Source organism: Providencia sp. PROV116, assembly GCF_028482485.1.
Classification (GTDB): Bacteria; Pseudomonadota; Gammaproteobacteria; order Enterobacterales; family Enterobacteriaceae; genus Providencia; species Providencia rettgeri.
The window spans coordinates 1-15,868 of record NZ_JAMPQO010000008.1 but is presented as its reverse complement, the minus strand read 5'-3'; the positions used below and the strand labels follow the sequence as shown (position 1 = coordinate 15,868).

Genomic DNA, 15,868 nt, shown 5'->3' with positions numbered 1-15,868 from the left:
TGCCCACTAAAAATAACCTTGGCGCTTTTTCAACTCCATCGAAGCGGATTGGTCGCTATCAATCAGCCGGCCCTGTCGCTCACTCGTCGTAGAAATCAACATTTCTTCTATAATCTCAGGCAGCGTTTGTGCTTCTGATGGCACAGCTCCCGTCAGTGGCCAACAACCTAATGTTCTAAAACGCACTTTTTGCTGACTAATGACTTCACCCGCTTGTAGATCAATACGGTTATCATCCACCATTAACAAAGTACCGTCCCGCTGAATAACTGGCCGTTCTTTTGCAAAATACAGGGGAACAATATCGATGTTTTCCAAATAGATATATTGCCAAATATCGAGTTCTGTCCAATTTGATAGTGGGAAAACACGAATACTTTCCCCTTTATTGACCTGCCCATTATAGTTATGCCACAGCTCAGGCCGCTGGTTTTTAGGGTCCCAACGATGAGATCGGTCACGAAAAGAGTAGATCCGCTCTTTTGCGCGTGATTTCTCTTCATCACGACGAGCACCGCCAAATGCAGCATCAAAACCATATTTATCCAAAGCCTGCTTTAAGCCTTCGGTTTTCATAATATCGGTGTGCTTAGCACTGCCATGTACAAACGGATTGATCCCCAGCTTTTCTCCTTCAGGATTACGATGAACAAGTAGCTCAAAACCGTATTTTTCTGCTGTTGCATCACGAAACTCGTACATTTCACGAAATTTCCACCCCGTATCAACATGTAAGAGAGGAAATGGCAGTTTTCCCGGATAAAATGCCTTGCGTGCTAAATGGAGCATCACAGAGGAATCTTTACCAATAGAGTACAGCATGACTGGGTTAGCAAATTCGGCGGCAACTTCACGAATAATATGAATACTTTCTGCCTCTAACTGCTGTAAATGAGTCAATTTTTTGTCGTTCACGATAGCCCCTTACTTAAGCCAGTTCCAATACGGCACTGCGCCATCTGATGTCTTCGGTTTGAGAACCAAACCACGCGAGTTGTTGGTGCAATGCAGCTACTTCACCAACCACTATCAAAGCAGGAGCGGGTGCCTGCTGTGCTAATACTTCAAGCTCGTTTAATTTGCCAGTCACTACTTTTTGTTCACGCCTTGTACCACAGCCGATAACAGCAACAGGGGTATTTTCAGCACGGCCGAATTGAATCAACTGTTCGCTGATTTTTGCGGCCTTTACGGTGCCCATATAGATAGCTAGCGTTTGGTTCCCTCGAGCAAGCGCCTGCCAATCAAGTTCCATTCCATTTTCACGACAATGACCTGTAATAAACGTAATACTCTGTGAGTGCTCGCGGTGAGTCAGCGGAACCCCCGCGTAAGCGGCTGCACCAATCGCCGCTGTTACACCAGGAACCACTTGAAATGGGATCCCCGCTTGTGCCGCAACTTGTAGCTCTTCTCCCCCTCGCCCAAACACAAAAGGATCGCCACCTTTCAGGCGCACCACTTTTTTACCTTGTTGAGCAAATTTCACGATCAAAGCATTGGTTTCTTCTTGGGAAACACTGTGATTTCCTGCGCGTTTCCCAACACAAATTTTGTCAGCATCGCGACGAACCAATTCGAGTATTTCTTCACTTACCAGATGGTCATACAAAACCACCTCTGCACTTTGTAAAACTCGTAACCCTTTTAATGTGAGTAGCCCTGCATCACCCGGCCCAGCACCGACTAAGGTTAATTCGCCATGGTTATCCGGCTCATACAATTGACGTTCCAATTGTTGTTCCGCTTCACTGAATTGCCCTTTTTCAACTAGCGAAGCAAAACGCCCACTGAAGCTTTTTTCCCAGAAGCGCTTTCTTTCACGCATACTCGTTAGTGTTTCTTTGACTTTATGACGCCAGCGGCTGGCTATTTTTGCCATTTTTCCCAAGGAAGTTGGTAGCATCGTTTCCAGTTTTTCTCTAAGTAAACGAGCCAAAACAGGTGCCGTCCCTCCTGAAGAGATCGCCACAATCACCGGGGAACGATCAATAATAGAAGGTACAATAAATGAACATAACGGCTGGTCATCAACCACGTTAACGAATATTTTCCGTTCATTAGCGTCATAGAAAACGGTTTCATTGAGTAACGCATCATCTGTTGCAGCGATAACTAAAAAAGCATCATCTAAATGAATGGATTGGTAATCCTCAGCTAACCAAACAAATTTATTTTGTTGGTGTTCAGCTTGTAATTGCATACATAACGTCGGTGAGATGACCACTAAGTCAGCTTGTGCTTTTATTAGCAATTCTGCTTTTCGTGCTGCGACAACACCGCCGCCAATTAATACGACCTTTCGCGTGCGGACATCGACAAATAATGGTAAATAATCCATCTTGCTCACCCATCGTTATATAAACTGATTATAAGAAATATAAAATTGACTATATGGCTTCAAACAATAGGTTTGAAATGACAAAAAGCTCTTTCTTGTAACTGAAAGGAATAAGCCAAATAATCATCACAATCCTGATAGAAAATCGATAAATACAAATAAAAAACAAAACTTAGATTAAATTTAACAAGTTAACTAATTACTGATTTAATTTAATGATTAGCTTGAAATACTTTTTTAAATACAAAAGCATTCCTTTGTAATTAAACAAATATTTTGTTTATTTAGTTATTATTTGCTTAACTATTCAATACCCTAAATAATTCGAGTTGCACGTAGCCAACAACGCTGCGGCTTGAATTATGACTAAATTAATACTCTAAATAATTCACGTTGCAGCTAGGCGGCAAGTAAATGAGTCACTAGGAGCATACACCAGTATGTGACTAGTGCGAATGCACGTAGCCAACAACGCTGCGGCTTGAATTATGACGAGTATTTAGTTTTCATGCAGCCCGCATTCACGCTTTAATCCAAAAAAACGAGTATCTTCTTCATTCATTCCCTCTTCCCATTTGCGAGTTGTATGGGTATCACCAACCGATAAATACCCTTGCTCCCACAGAGGATGATAGGGTAAATCATATTTTGTTAGATATTCATAAACTTGCTTATTATTCCAATCAATCACTGGTAAAACTTTAAAAATGCCTTTTCCGATACCTAGCACAGACAAATTTGCGCGGCTTACTGATTGCTCTCGCCGTAAACCTGAAAACCAAGTTTGTGCCTGTAATTCATGTAACGCGCGCTCCATTGGCTCAACTTTATTCAATTGGTTATAACGCTCAATACCATCAAGCCCTTGCGTCCAAAGTTGACCATATAGCGCCTCTTGCCAAGCAGGTGACTGCTTTGCTCGATACACCTGTAAATTTAAATTCAACTTATCTGTTAACGCCTCAATAAATTGATAGGTCTCTGGGAACAAATAACCGGTATCCGTTAAAATAACTGGGATATTTGGCACAATTTGCGTCACCATATGCAATGTTAGTGCCGCTTGGATACCAAAGCTGGAAGACAACACAAACTCTGCGGGTAAATATTCAACCGCCCACTCAACCCGTTGCAATGCATTCATAGCTTCTAACTGGGAATTAAACTCCGCGAGATAAGCGACTTGTTGGGGCTTATCGAGTGCGGTGAGTGTTGCTAGCTCAAGTCGACTCATACCGCCTCCTTTACCTCATAAAAATCGATGGCTGAATTCAATACCGGTTTTACGACATTGGTGCGAATAAGAAAATCGCCAAACCCTTCGTCAGGCAAGCGTGCCTTTGCCCAGTCGCCAATTAATTCATCTAAAATGGTTAGAATTTCCGCACTGCTAATGTTTTCACGATACATGCGTGGAATACGAGTACCAATGCGATTTCCACCTAAATGTAAGTTATATCTATCAATAGCTTTACCGACCAGCCCAACCTCTGCCAACATCGCTCGCCCACAGCCATTAGGGCAACCCGTTATCCGCAAAACGATATGTTCATTGGCCACTTGATGAGAGGCCATAATACTTTCCACCTGACTAATAAATTCAGGTAAAAAGCGTTCGGCTTCCGCCATCGCGAGCGGGCAAGTTGGAAATGATACACAAGCCATGGAATTTTCACGTTGCGCCGTTATGTCATCACTCATTAACCCATGAGATCTGGCAATCGCTTCAATTGCCGCTTTTTCACTTTCAGGCACCCCCGCGACAATTAAGTTTTGGTTTGCCGTTAAACGAAAATCACCTTGATGAATACGCGCAATTTCGGCCACACCGGTTTTTAATGGCTTATTTTCTAAATCAATTAATCGACCATTTTCAATAAACAATGTTAAGTGCCAGCGATTATCAATCCCTTTGAGCCAGCCAATTTTGTCACCACGTTCAGTGAATTGATAAGGCCGAATGGGCTCAAAAGTTACACCAGAGCGCCTTTCGACCTCTGCTTTGAAAGTATCGACTCCTACACGTTCAAGGGTATATTTGGTTTTTGCATTTTTACGTTCAGTTCGATTGCCCCAATCCCGTTGAGTGGTGACTATCGCTTCTGCAATGGCTAATGTTTTGTCTAATGGAATAAACCCAAACTCACTGGCTAAGCGAGGAAATGTTGCGGTATCCCCATGAGTCATAGCAAGGCCCCCACCCACCAGCACGTTAAAACCAATCAACTCACCGTTTTGGGCAATTGCGACAAAGTTCATATCATTTGCATGCAAGTCCACATCATTTAGTGGTGGGATCACGACTGAGGTTTTAAATTTTCGTGGCAAATAAGTTTGCCCTAAAATTGGCTCTTCATCCGTTGTCACTATCTTTTCTTTATCTAACCAAATTTCCGCGTAAGCACTAGTGCGCGGTAATAAATGTTCAGATATTTTCTTTGCCCATTCATAGGCTTGTTGGTGCAATTCGGATTGCACAGGGTTAGAAGTGCATAACACGTTACGGTTAACATCATTCGCCGTTGCAAGGGCATCTAAACCAACATGACTTAGCATTTGATGGGCAGGCTTTACATCCCCTTTGAGGATGCCATGAAACTGAAATGTTTGCCGATTCGTAATACGCACACTGCCATACAGCGTATGCTCCGTGGCAAACTTATCAATATCAAGCCATTGCTTGGGCGTAATTATGCCGCCCGGCAAACGACAACGCAGCATCATTGCATGGCGAGGCTCGAGTTTTTGTTCTGCCCGCTCGGCACGAATATCACGGTCATCTTGTTGATACATACCGTGAAAACGAATCAACAGGAAATTATCACCCTCAAAACCTCCCGTTAACCCATTTTTTAAGTCATCCTTAATGGTTCCACGCAAGTAATTACTGTTTTGCTTCATGCGTTCACTGTCAGCAAGTTTACCTTCGACAATTAAGGGCTTTTGTTGTTGTTCATTGCTCATTAATAAACATCCCTCTGATAACGGCGCATTACGCGCAGCTCACTTAAAAATTCATCAGCTTCTTCACTATCCATGTTCCCGTATTGGCTGGCGATATCTAATAATGCCTGTTCGACATCTTTGGCCATCCGGTTTGCATCACCACATACATAGATGTGCGCACCTTCTTGTAACCATTGCCATACTTCTTCACCTTGTTCGCGAAGTTTATCTTGTACATAGATTTTTTCTTGCTGGTCGCGGGACCATGCTAATGAAATATGGGTTAATAAACCGTCTTTGACATAGCGCTGCCATTCCACTTGGTAGAGAAAGTCATCAACAAAATGTGGGTTACCAAAAAATAACCAGTTTTTCCCTGTCGCACCGTCATTGTCACGCTGCTGTAAGAAAGCGCGAAATGGCGCTATTCCCGTTCCTGGACCAATCATGATCACCGGCGTATTTGGATCTTGTGGTAGACGGAAGTTATCATTGTGTTCAATGAATATGCGAAGTTCATCATCCTCATTTAAGCGGTCAGCTAAGAAACCTGATGCACCACCAGTACGTGCCTTACCATCAATCTCATAGCGGACAACCCCAACCGTTGCATGAACTTCATTTTCTACCTCAGATTGGGAAGAAGAAATCGAGTACAAACGAGGGGTTAGCGGACGCAGTAGGTCAACAAATTCTTGGGCAGTAGGCTGAGATGCCGCTTGGCGTACCATATCGACGATTGGCGTATTTTGTGCGTAGTGCAAAATAGCGGCTTTATCGCTAATCAATGACAACAACGCATCATCTTTTGACAACTGAGCGTATTTTTCAACAATTACTGGGGTATTTTGTGTCAGTTCTAATTGATAAATTAGCGCATCGCGTAATGAATGGCGCTGTGAACCAATAAAGACTTCTTCGTCACCTTGCAACCACAACAAAGCCACCAGCTCATCAACTAAAGCAGGGTCATTATCGAACCAAATACCTAGCGCGTCACCAGGTTGATAACGTAAACCAGAGTCACCGAGATCAATTTCAATATGGCGAACATCTTTTTGCGAGTCTCGACTGGTGATCTTTTGATTGCTCAGAAGTGACGCAGTTAATGGCGCAGTTTTACTATAAGGTGATGAATGAATTTCATTCACACTTCCTGTTTGAGTCGCCAATAATTGGCTATCACTTTGAGCAGGAAGGCGAGCTTTTAAAATTTGTGTCAGGTTTTCAACCCACTCACTCGCAATCGCTTGATACTCAACATCGGCATCAATTCGCTCGGTTAACGATACGGCCCCTAATGATGCAAGTTGCGAATCGAAATCTTTACCCGCTTGGCAAAATTTTTCGTAAGAAGAATCTCCCAGCGCGAAAACCGCATAGCTGGTTTGTGATAAATTAGGGGCTTTTTTAGAATGAAGGTATTTATACAGTGCAACCGCTTCTTCGGCGGGCTCCCCTTCACCTTGTGTTGACGCTACAATAACCAACACTTTCTCTTGGTTGATTTGCTTGAATTTATAATCCCCTGCATTCACTAAGTTCACACTAATTTTTTCAGCAACCAAGCGCTCTCTGAGCTGCTCTGATAGGCGACGTGCATTTCCTGTCTGTGAAGCTGAGATAATTGTGATAGTGTCTTGCGTAACTGCAGGCGTACTGACCGATGCATCAACTTGCGTATTTTGATTTACCACTCCCCACAAATACCCAGAAAGCCATGCGAGTTGATGAGATGAAAAATCATCAACGGCCGTCTGTAAACGTGTTAATTGCTCAACAGATATTGGCAGCGCCGCTAATGGCGGCTGTTTTTTTGTCATTATCTTGTAACCCCAGCGTTATTCATCTTTGATTTAAAAAAACGATGCCATGTCATTACCCCAGAAAAGACCGACAACCTAATACCTGCCCATTCCCCCAAATAATTAGGGTAATAAAGCAAAAAATACCGCAGTACCTGAAACATATAGGGTATGCCGTTAGGTTATAACAACCCTAGATAATGGGATAAGAAACGATAGCCATAATTAATAACTAAAAAGCCTAAAGCAATTAACTGATGGATCATATTGATAAAAGCGGTTAACGCTATTTTAGTAATTAAAGATATTTTCACCTAAAAATGCAGTACAATACGCTGTTTATTCACAACAAGGAGCCACATATGAGCACAACAATCTATAAAGATTTCACTTTCGAAGCCGCCCACAAACTTCCTCATGTACCAGAGGGTCATAAGTGTGGCCGACTCCATGGCCATTCTTTCATGGTGCGTTTAGAAATCACCGGTGAAGTCGACTCACATAGTGGTTGGATTATTGATTTCTCCGATGTAAAAGCCGCTTTTAAGCCTATTTGGGAACGCTTAGACCATCACTATTTAAATGATATAGAAGGGTTAGAAAACCCAACTAGTGAGGTGTTAGCCCAGTGGATTTGGCAACAAACTAAGCCTTTACTACCATTATTAAGTGCGGTTACTGTAAAAGAAACCTGCAATGCAGGCTGCGTCTATCGCGGAGAAGCTTAAAAGCTAATGCACTAAAAAAGCCATTTATCATAGGGATACACGCTCCTCAGACTGCTGACTTAGCGGCAAGCCTAATAGGTTTTAAACATAAATGAGGAGCTAAATCCCTATATCCTTACTTTCGACTTATCACTCATCACCAATATCAATGCCCAACGCTGTATAGAAAGCTTCCTGACTGCCTTTTACAGGCTAAATCCTAAAGATCCATACGTTATTAAGTCGAGATTAAGGCAATAAATCAGTGGCTGATATTCCCCCCTTAACATTAAGGATATAAAAACATTTATTTGACATAGTGCATCAAATTATAACCTGATCTATTATTTATCATTATTTACTTTTAATAAGGCAGGGAAAATGAATCTATTTCAACAAACACCTAAGTCCAGAAGGCGCTATGGGCTGGCAGCATTTATCGGTTTAATTGCAGGTATTGTCTCTTCGTTTGTCAAGTGGGGCGCTGAAGTTCCATTACCCCCAAGAAGTCCAACGGATATGTTTAGTACCGCTTGTTCACCTGAAACACTGATTCGTGCAGCAGAACAAATTGACTGCTCACGCAATTTCCTCAATCCACCTTATATTTTCTTAAGAGATTGGTTAGGAATTGCAGATCCTAACTCTGCAGTTTATACCTTTGCTGGGCACGTTTTTAACTCTGTGGGTGTTACTCACATCATATTTTCTATCGTGTTTGCGGTCGGATATTGCATTGTTGCTGAAATATTCCCTAAAATTAAGCTATGGCAAGGGTTGTTAGCAGGTGCACTGGCGCAATTATTTGTCCACATGATTTCATTCCCTCTAATGGGGCTCACCCCTCCACTTTTCGACCTGCCATGGTATGAGAATGTGTCAGAAATATTTGGCCATTTAATTTGGTTTTGGTCTATTGAAATTATTCGCCGTGACTTACGTAACCGTATTACTCACGAGCCAGATCCTGAAGTACCATTAACCCAACCATTTAGATAATTTAAAGCCCCCCAATAAGCGTTTTCCAGTTATTGGGGGTTACTGCTAGGTTATCGCTATTTTTATTATTGAATATCCAAATACTTATGTGTCTGAATCGATAACCGCCAGTTACGTTGAATGCAGGTTGCAATACACAATTTTGTTGCTGCCGCCTTTTGGCTAATTGGCTGCAATGCCACTGATGGAGAGGGCTCGACAGTACGTAATGCTAAAATTTTCTCAAGAGCCTCAATATCTTTTTCGCGAGCAACAGGATGCTTAATTTCATTAGCACGATTTACTGCTTGGCTGATCACCTGTAACCCTCCTTTCATACCGACTTTTGGTGATACGGTAACCCATGTGTTATCTGTGCATTGAATAGGGTATGTGCCGCTAGTTTCAATTTGGCATTGATATCCGTGTTGTTCTAATATCCCAGTCAGTGGCTGTAAATCATAAATACAAGGCTCACCGCCGGTAATAACAATATGCTGTGCGCTAAAGTGTTTTTCTTTCATTAATTGAATCAATTCCTCACCGCTCGCCATAGCCCATACATCTGAATCAATCGTTTTAAGTGCGATATCCCCTAGGGTCGATTCTTTATCTTGTTCTTTTTCCCATGTTTGTTTGGTATCACACCAGCTACATCCAACTGGGCAGCCCTGTAAACGAATAAACACAGCTGGAACACCAGTAAAAACCCCCTCTCCCTGAATGGTTTGGAAAATTTCATTAATTGGGTATTTCATATCACTCCTAAAATAGTTAGCTAAGCACGCATTATATTGCAGATATCTATCTCACGAACAAGGAAGTTTGTGATAATGTAGCCACCTTAGGGTTCAATAAAGTACGTCCGACTGAATAAACAATACCGAAAGCATATTCGGAACAACATATCGAACGAAGAAAAAGACAGGAAAAGACATGCAAAGTAGTGAACAAAATCAACTCAGAAAGGGGCTGAGTGTTCGGCACATTCGCTTTATGGCTCTAGGGTCAGCGATTGGTACCGGCTTATTTTATGGTTCTGCTTCTGCCATTCAAGCGGCAGGTCCAGCAGTTTTACTCGCTTATATGGTCGGTGGTGCCGCTGTATTTATGGTCATGCGAGCCTTAGGCGAGATGGCAGTACATCACCCAGTACCCGGTTCATTCTCTCACTACGCTAGCCATTACATGGGCCCCCTCGCTGGTTTTTTGACTGGCTGGAACTACGTATTTGAAATGTTAGTCGTGTGCTTGGCTGATATTACCGCTTTCGGGATGTACATGGGGTTCTGGTTTCCACATGTTGACCAATGGGTATGGGTATTAAGTATCGTGCTATTTATTGGTGCGCTCAATTTATGCCATGTTAAAATTTTCGGTGAAATGGAATTTTGGCTGTCTATCGTGAAAGTCTCCGCAATCATCGCAATGATTGTTGGTGGTACCTTCTTAATGTTCTACGGTTTCGGCCAAGAAACTGACCATGCGGTAGGTATCCAAAATCTCTGGGAACACGGTGGCTTTATGCCTAACGGTATTGAAGGTGTTATTGCATCCTTAGCTATCGTAATGTTCGCCTTTGGGGGTATCGAAGTGATCGGTATTACCGCCAGTGAAGCACAAAATCCAGAAAAAACTATTCCTAAAGCAATCAATGCAGTACCCATTCGTATTTTATTATTCTATGGGTTAACACTTTTTATTCTGATGTGCATCTATCCGTGGAATCAAATTGGTCAGAATGGCAGCCCATTCGTCCAAATTTTTGATAGCTTAGGTATTCAATCAGCGGCAAATATCTTAAATATCGTGGTGATCACAGCAGCTGTCTCAGCTATCAATAGTGATATTTTTGGTGCTGGTCGTATGATGTATGGTATGGCACAAGACAAGCAGGCACCTAAAGTCTTTACCAAGTTAACGAAAAGTGGGGTGCCTTGGGTCACTGTGATGGTGATGTCCGTGGTAATGTTACTCGGAGTGTATTTGAACTACCTACTTCCAGAAAAAATCTTTGTGATTATTGCATCAATCGCAACCTTTGCAACTGTTTGGGTCTGGTTAATGATCCTACTTTCTCATGTCGCAATGCGTCGCCAAATGAGCGCTGAAGAAGTTAAAAAACTCAAATTCCCAGTTCCATTTTGGCCGATTGGCCCTGCAATTACTATTGCATTTATGGTCTTTGTTATCGCGCTACTTGGCTTCTTTAAAGATACACAAGTTGCCCTTCTCGTCGGGTTTGCATGGGTCGCTATATTGAGCGTCACCTTCTTTGTAATGCGTAAATTTCAAAAATCTTAATCGACTAAAGTATTCGTAAAGTGAATTTAGGCCCTATATTTATATGATATAGGGCCTTTTGTTACCTATTGTGGTATCAAAAGAGCGCTTGCTTAATATCGGCAATCAAATCATTAGCGCTTTCTAACCCAACTGATAAACGAATAAGCCCATCACTAATCCCATACTGTTTTCGTTCCTCAGCAGTGTAAGTAGAATGGGTCATACTTGCAGGGTGCTGAGCCAATGACTCACAATCACCGAGGCTAACCGCACAAGAAAATAGCTGTAGACGGTTCAGAAACTGCTTACCCGCCTCAAGTCCCCCTTTAAGTTCAAAAGCAATCATTCCCCCGGGTAGCTTCATCTGCTTTTGAGCTAATGAGTATTGCGGAAAACTCGGTAAACCTGGATACATAACCTGAGAAACTTCAGATAACGAAGCCAAATATTCTGCAACTTTCTGTGCATTTTTAACCACCCTTTCCATTCTGATTGGCAGTGTTTTCATTCCTCGCAATATCAGGTTTGCATCATGAGGGGATAAACATGCTCCAGTCATATCTTTCAGGCCAACCAATCTGATTTGCTTCGCTAATTCCTCAGTTGTTATAACAGCGCCAGCCATCACATCACCATGCCCATTCATATATTTCGTTAATGAATGAACAACGATATCCGCCCCAAGCTCAAGTGGTTTTTGAATGTAAGGAGTACAATAGGTATTATCTACTGTCACCAATATTTCTTGGTTATTTGCAAGGTTATATTGATGAACGATATTACTCACAGCATTAATATCAACTAAGCGCATATTTGGGTTTGCAGGTGACTCGTAAAATATCATCTTTGTTTTTTCAGTGAGTTCCTGTGCCACATTATTTGGGTCACTCATATCAATGTGACGAACTTTGACACCAAATTTAGCTAACCCATGATGAAAGAATGCATATGTACAGCCATAAACCGTCATATCAACTAACAGCTCATCTCCTGGGCTCAGTAAGGTCCAAAGAGTCGATGTTATTGCCCCCATCCCTGAAGAAAATACAATTGCTGCATCTCCCTCTTCTAAATCAGCCAATCGCTTTTCTAGCAAACTCAATGTTGGATTATTTATTCGAGTATAAATATAACCATTCAATTCACCGCTAAAACAGGCAGCTCCTTCTTCGACATTGTTAAATACGTAAGTTGACGTTTGATAAATAGGAGAAGCGAGTGATCCTAAATTTTCGGCTGCATCATAGTAATTATGTATCACACGCGTATCAAAAGAATACAATTTATCTAATATCATACCACCTCCGAAATATTATCCCTCTTGGGGGGAAGACAATCGAGAACCCATTATTTGCAAGGTTCGTAAAACGGTACTAATTCCACGTAATGTATTTGGATCTTTTAATAAAACATACACCGAACGAAAATTTGGACTTTTACTATTATATCTCTCTTCCATTTTGGCCATATTATAAGCAGTACCTAGCTCCCAGACTGGCGCTAAAGTATCCTCAAATGAGTTTGCCAGTTTCTCTACAGTGTTATTATCGGTAATATCAATAAGGTCAGAAATTAAAGAAAGTAAATCAACAATATTATCTAAACGATTCAACTGTAATAAAGGGGCTAATTTTTCGGCGAAATGATCACCTGATTCAGAATTAAGAAGTTCAATTAGTTTACTTTGATTCTCATTATTCGACATTTTGATTTCCTCCTTAAACTAAACCACGAATAGCAGCCCAATAAATACCTCTATTAAAGCCATTTCTTAGTAATCCTCCTAATTTAGTTGGAGGCGTAGGAATAACGTCGTGTTTATAATCGTATTGCAAAGGCATCCCTGCCGTTAATCCCATTTGGGCAACAGCTTGAACTCGGCCATCATAAATAGCGGCAGGATAACCATAAATTAATTCTCCGCAAATATTATCAGCTATAATTGCAGCTTGATTATGGCAACTTCCACCTGCTTTACTGATCGGTAAATCAACGGTATCACCTATAACATAAACGCTATCAACACCATAAACTTGCATAGTTTCATGGTCGGTAGGTAACCAACCTTCACCATTATTATGCTCACTTAATCCGGTATTAATAACTGCCTCAACCGCGGTAATTGGCGGAGTACTGATCAATAAGTCGAAATTTTGCTCATCCCCTTCTTTCGAATAAGCTACCTTCTTATCTGGATCAACTTTATCTAAAGTAAACCCTCTTTGTGCTTTAATATTTTTAGCAGTAAATACTTCGGGAATAACTTCACAAACAGGTTGTTGCATAAATAAACAATTACGTAATAATTGTGAAACTGTTGGATAGGTATAAACAATTTCAATATTATCCCTAACTCGGCGTTTACGTAAAAACTCATCAATCATTAATGTTGTTTCCATCGGTGCGATACCACACTGATGAGGTACATTAGGCGTTTCAGGGAATGATACGGTAATAAAAACTCTACCTTTTTCAATCTTAGCCAGTTGGTCAGCTAACTTTCTTGATGCTTCATAAGCATAAAAATGGTTACCAATATCCTTTAAACCTTCAATGCGCTCAGGTTTCGGCACGCAACCTGTCGCAATAACAAGAAAATCATAATTATATTTTTTTCCATCCTTTGAGTTTAGCGCTTTATTTTTAAAATCAAAGGACTCAATTTTATCAATGGCTAACTCTATTTCAGGTCTTAGCAATTCTCTTTCAGGGCGACTCAGTTCATCCTTAAAAAATAAATTAAAAGCAACATACATAAATGCAGGTTTATAATAATGGATTGGATTATCAGTAATTAATGTTATTTTTATTTTCTTCGAAAAAATTTCTTTACTCAATTTTCTGGCAAGTGTATTCGCTAGCATCGTTCCACCAGTCCCACCGCCTACAATAATTATATTTTTCATTACATTAACCACCGTATATATAATTAATTAAGTTTTATACGCTATGCCTACCAGTTATAAATATAGCCCATGGAAAATTAATTCCAATACAATAATTAGGGTATAGTTTAAAAAACAACAAATAAAACTAATCACTTATATATATATAACCTGACGAATAAGTTAATTATGGAAATTATAATTATGAGAATTATATTACATAAAAACAATTTCATTTAATAAGAATAATGTCCAACAATATCCCAACGAAATAAAACATCTTCAGCAACTTGGCCATATCCTATATTGTGCATAACTAAATAACTTTGTGTACTTGGTGACTTTATCGAAGTTACAACACCGATATGTGGCCGACCATTATCTAAACGCCATGAGACAATATCGCCAGGTACATAATCACTGGCACTCTTTGAAATAGGCTTATTTTTCCCTTTACGTGAAAAAAAAGCCTCTAAATTAGGCACGCGACGATGATCAATATTTGTATCTGGCTTACGTAATCCCCATATACGTTGGCTGGGATATTGGCTAAAGTTTGCTTTCATGTCTTCATGTACTAATTTTTGTAAATCAATACCAATTTTTCGGTAGCTTCGTATAACTACATCAGAACAAACACCATATTGTTCGGGCACATCACCATTTGGATAAGAAATTTGTCGATAAGATGAGTCATAAATAACTAAACGAGGCAACTGTTCAGCATGTTTTGCCAACAATAAGCTAGACCCATTAGCTATTTGTGCAAAAAAGAAAAGAATGTATAAAAACGATGATTTCAATCTGATATTCCCTATAAAAGTAGTTCATCGAATCTACAATTAAATACGAGGGAAAATAAGGGAGATAATCTTAATTACTTAGAAAGCGTAAATTTGGTCATAATAGGGTTATGATCAGAAGCATCTGTTGGTAGTACAATGCTGTTTTTAACCTTCAATCCACGATAAAATACGTAATCTAAAGGGCGCCCAAAGGCCTTAGTACGGTAATCATCATTAAATGCAATTTCTTTTAAACCAACACTACGAATAAACCGTTTTAATGCATTTACTCGTTGCCTGCTCCATGCATTAAAATCACCCGCAAGGATCACTGGGCCAACATGTTTAGCAATATGAATTCCCAGCTTACTTAATTGCCGAGTATAAACATCCACACCAAAGCTGAAGTTAATTGCATGCACATTTGCTACCATCAAGTGTTTTCCATTTGGTAACGGATAAACCGTAATCAGTGCAGATTTAGCTAGCCGTAAAAGTGGCTCTTTTTCTCGTAAAGGACAGCAGTATATCGGATGTGAAGCTGCAAGAGTCATCACTCCAGCAGGGTGAGGCGAGAAAGGTAATGCAGGTACTTGATCAGCGATTAATTTATGTGATGCCGCAAAAGATATTAGCTCAGGTGACATTTGAGCCTCTTGCAGCAAGATTAGTTTTCTATCTTTCACTAATTCGTTAAGGGTGTGTTTCCAATTTGGACGTTGCTGTTTGTAAATATTCCATGTAACCACATCTAGAGTTTCGCCCGCTGCAAATAGTGGTAAACCGATTGGAAGTGATTCACCTAACATATGAACAGGCATCGGCTGAATACGTTTAGCGGGCTCACCTGCAATATACCGAACAGAATAGGTTCTTTTCGCCAAATTTGAAGTCCCTATATCACAGAAAAATAATGAAAATCTTACACTTTTTGATTAGTTACTACAGGTAGTATATCAAATTTGAGGTGTTATAGCTTATCAAATTTAACACACCCACCAACTTAACCATAAGGTATCTAAGTTTTACACTAAAACTATAAAATGGATAATATTGAATTAGGTGGCTATTCATAACACTTACCTTCTTTTATCCTCACCCTCTAAATAATACGTGAGTTGTTACTCACTACTTT

The 15,868-nt window shown here is 40.5% G+C and carries 14 protein-coding genes; 3 read left to right on the top strand and 11 right to left on the bottom strand.

The annotated features are described in order from the left end of the window. Positions 1-6: 6 nt before the first annotated feature. The 5 genes from cysD to cysJ form a co-directional block, all read right to left on the bottom strand. Positions 7-915 (bottom strand): sulfate adenylyltransferase subunit CysD, encoded by a 909-nt coding sequence (gene cysD, locus PSE72_RS06455; RefSeq protein WP_004913887.1) that lies wholly within the window; start codon positions 913-915, stop codon positions 7-9. A 13-nt stretch (positions 916-928) separates the two neighbouring features. Further along, the gene (gene cysG, locus PSE72_RS06450) at positions 929-2,341 is read right to left on the bottom strand and encodes a siroheme synthase CysG (RefSeq protein WP_115166728.1); all 1,413 of its coding nucleotides are present in this window, start codon (positions 2,339-2,341) and stop codon (positions 929-931) included. A gap of 499 nt (positions 2,342-2,840) precedes the next feature. After that, positions 2,841-3,575: a phosphoadenosine phosphosulfate reductase gene (gene cysH / locus PSE72_RS06445; RefSeq protein WP_217007904.1), complete on the bottom strand. Its 735-nt coding sequence runs from the start codon at positions 3,573-3,575 to the stop codon at positions 2,841-2,843. Beyond that, positions 3,572-5,305 carry an assimilatory sulfite reductase (NADPH) hemoprotein subunit gene (gene cysI / locus PSE72_RS06440; RefSeq protein ID WP_115166727.1) on the bottom strand — a complete coding sequence of 578 codons (1,734 nt, stop codon included), beginning with the start codon at positions 5,303-5,305 and terminating at the stop codon, positions 3,572-3,574. Before cysI ends, cysH begins: the two co-directional genes overlap by 4 nt. Then, positions 5,305-7,110 (bottom strand): NADPH-dependent assimilatory sulfite reductase flavoprotein subunit, encoded by a 1,806-nt coding sequence (gene cysJ, locus PSE72_RS06435; RefSeq protein ID WP_272690928.1) that lies wholly within the window; start codon positions 7,108-7,110, stop codon positions 5,305-5,307. The genes cysI and cysJ overlap by 1 nt, the downstream gene beginning before the upstream one ends. Positions 7,111-7,454: 344 nt before the next feature. On the opposite strand from cysJ, the gene queD reads away from it, so the two are divergent. Then, entirely contained in the window at positions 7,455-7,820 is a 366-nt protein-coding gene (gene queD, locus PSE72_RS06430) for a 6-carboxytetrahydropterin synthase QueD (RefSeq protein ID WP_004913900.1), read from the top strand. A 360-nt stretch (positions 7,821-8,180) separates the two neighbouring features. Further along, the gene (locus PSE72_RS06425; protein ID WP_115166725.1) at positions 8,181-8,798 is read left to right on the top strand and encodes a YagU family protein; all 618 of its coding nucleotides are present in this window, start codon (positions 8,181-8,183) and stop codon (positions 8,796-8,798) included. A 65-nt stretch (positions 8,799-8,863) separates the two neighbouring features. Here the strand turns inward: PSE72_RS06425 and queE are convergent, their stop codons facing one another. Then, complete coding sequence (queE, locus tag PSE72_RS06420) at positions 8,864-9,535, bottom strand: 7-carboxy-7-deazaguanine synthase QueE (RefSeq protein WP_004913907.1); 672 nt, start codon at positions 9,533-9,535, stop codon at positions 8,864-8,866. Positions 9,536-9,713: 178 nt separating this feature from the next. Here queE and PSE72_RS06415 point away from each other — a divergent pair, with 178 nt between their 5' ends. Further along, the gene (locus tag PSE72_RS06415; protein ID WP_109911998.1) at positions 9,714-11,081 is read left to right on the top strand and encodes an amino acid permease; all 1,368 of its coding nucleotides are present in this window, start codon (positions 9,714-9,716) and stop codon (positions 11,079-11,081) included. A 76-nt stretch (positions 11,082-11,157) separates the two neighbouring features. Here the strand turns inward: PSE72_RS06415 and megL are convergent, their stop codons facing one another. The 5 genes from megL to PSE72_RS06390 all read right to left on the bottom strand — a co-directional run bounded on the left by megL (position 11,158) and on the right by PSE72_RS06390 (position 15,617). Next, positions 11,158-12,360 carry a methionine gamma-lyase gene (megL, locus tag PSE72_RS06410; protein WP_115166724.1) on the bottom strand — a complete coding sequence of 401 codons (1,203 nt, stop codon included), beginning with the start codon at positions 12,358-12,360 and terminating at the stop codon, positions 11,158-11,160. Between the two features lie 15 nt (positions 12,361-12,375). Beyond that, positions 12,376-12,768 (bottom strand): hypothetical protein, encoded by a 393-nt coding sequence (locus PSE72_RS06405; protein ID WP_217007903.1) that lies wholly within the window; start codon positions 12,766-12,768, stop codon positions 12,376-12,378. Between the two features lie 13 nt (positions 12,769-12,781). Further along, the gene (locus PSE72_RS06400) at positions 12,782-13,969 is read right to left on the bottom strand and encodes an NAD(P)/FAD-dependent oxidoreductase (protein ID WP_115166722.1); all 1,188 of its coding nucleotides are present in this window, start codon (positions 13,967-13,969) and stop codon (positions 12,782-12,784) included. A gap of 215 nt (positions 13,970-14,184) precedes the next feature. Further along, a complete protein-coding gene (locus PSE72_RS06395; protein WP_375372867.1) occupies positions 14,185-14,730 on the bottom strand; it encodes a DUF1287 domain-containing protein in 546 nt (181 codons plus the stop codon). A 95-nt stretch (positions 14,731-14,825) separates the two neighbouring features. Then, positions 14,826-15,617, bottom strand: coding sequence for an endonuclease/exonuclease/phosphatase family protein (locus PSE72_RS06390; RefSeq protein ID WP_004913919.1), 792 nt, complete (start codon positions 15,615-15,617; stop codon positions 14,826-14,828). Positions 15,618-15,868: the final 251 nt, after the last annotated feature.

Excerpts from the sequence above, each read along its gene's own strand:
- PSE72_RS06405 (WP_217007903.1), bottom strand. The coding sequence starts at position 12,768 with ATGTCGAATAATGAGAATCAAAGTAAACTAATTGAACTTCTTAATTCT.
- PSE72_RS06415 (WP_109911998.1), top strand. The coding sequence starts at position 9,714 with ATGCAAAGTAGTGAACAAAATCAACTCAGAAAGGGGCTGAGTGTTCGG.
- cysJ (WP_272690928.1), bottom strand. The coding sequence starts at position 7,110 with ATGACAAAAAAACAGCCGCCATTAGCGGCGCTGCCAATATCTGTTGAG.
- cysH (WP_217007904.1), bottom strand. The coding sequence starts at position 3,575 with ATGAGTCGACTTGAGCTAGCAACACTCACCGCACTCGATAAGCCCCAA.
- cysG (WP_115166728.1), bottom strand. The coding sequence starts at position 2,341 with ATGGATTATTTACCATTATTTGTCGATGTCCGCACGCGAAAGGTCGTA.
- cysI (WP_115166727.1), bottom strand. The coding sequence starts at position 5,305 with ATGAGCAATGAACAACAACAAAAGCCCTTAATTGTCGAAGGTAAACTT.
- megL (WP_115166724.1), bottom strand. The coding sequence starts at position 12,360 with ATGATATTAGATAAATTGTATTCTTTTGATACGCGTGTGATACATAAT.
- PSE72_RS06425 (WP_115166725.1), top strand. The coding sequence starts at position 8,181 with ATGAATCTATTTCAACAAACACCTAAGTCCAGAAGGCGCTATGGGCTG.
- queE (WP_004913907.1), bottom strand. The coding sequence starts at position 9,535 with ATGAAATACCCAATTAATGAAATTTTCCAAACCATTCAGGGAGAGGGG.
- PSE72_RS06400 (WP_115166722.1), bottom strand. The coding sequence starts at position 13,969 with ATGAAAAATATAATTATTGTAGGCGGTGGGACTGGTGGAACGATGCTA.
- queD (WP_004913900.1), top strand. The coding sequence starts at position 7,455 with ATGAGCACAACAATCTATAAAGATTTCACTTTCGAAGCCGCCCACAAA.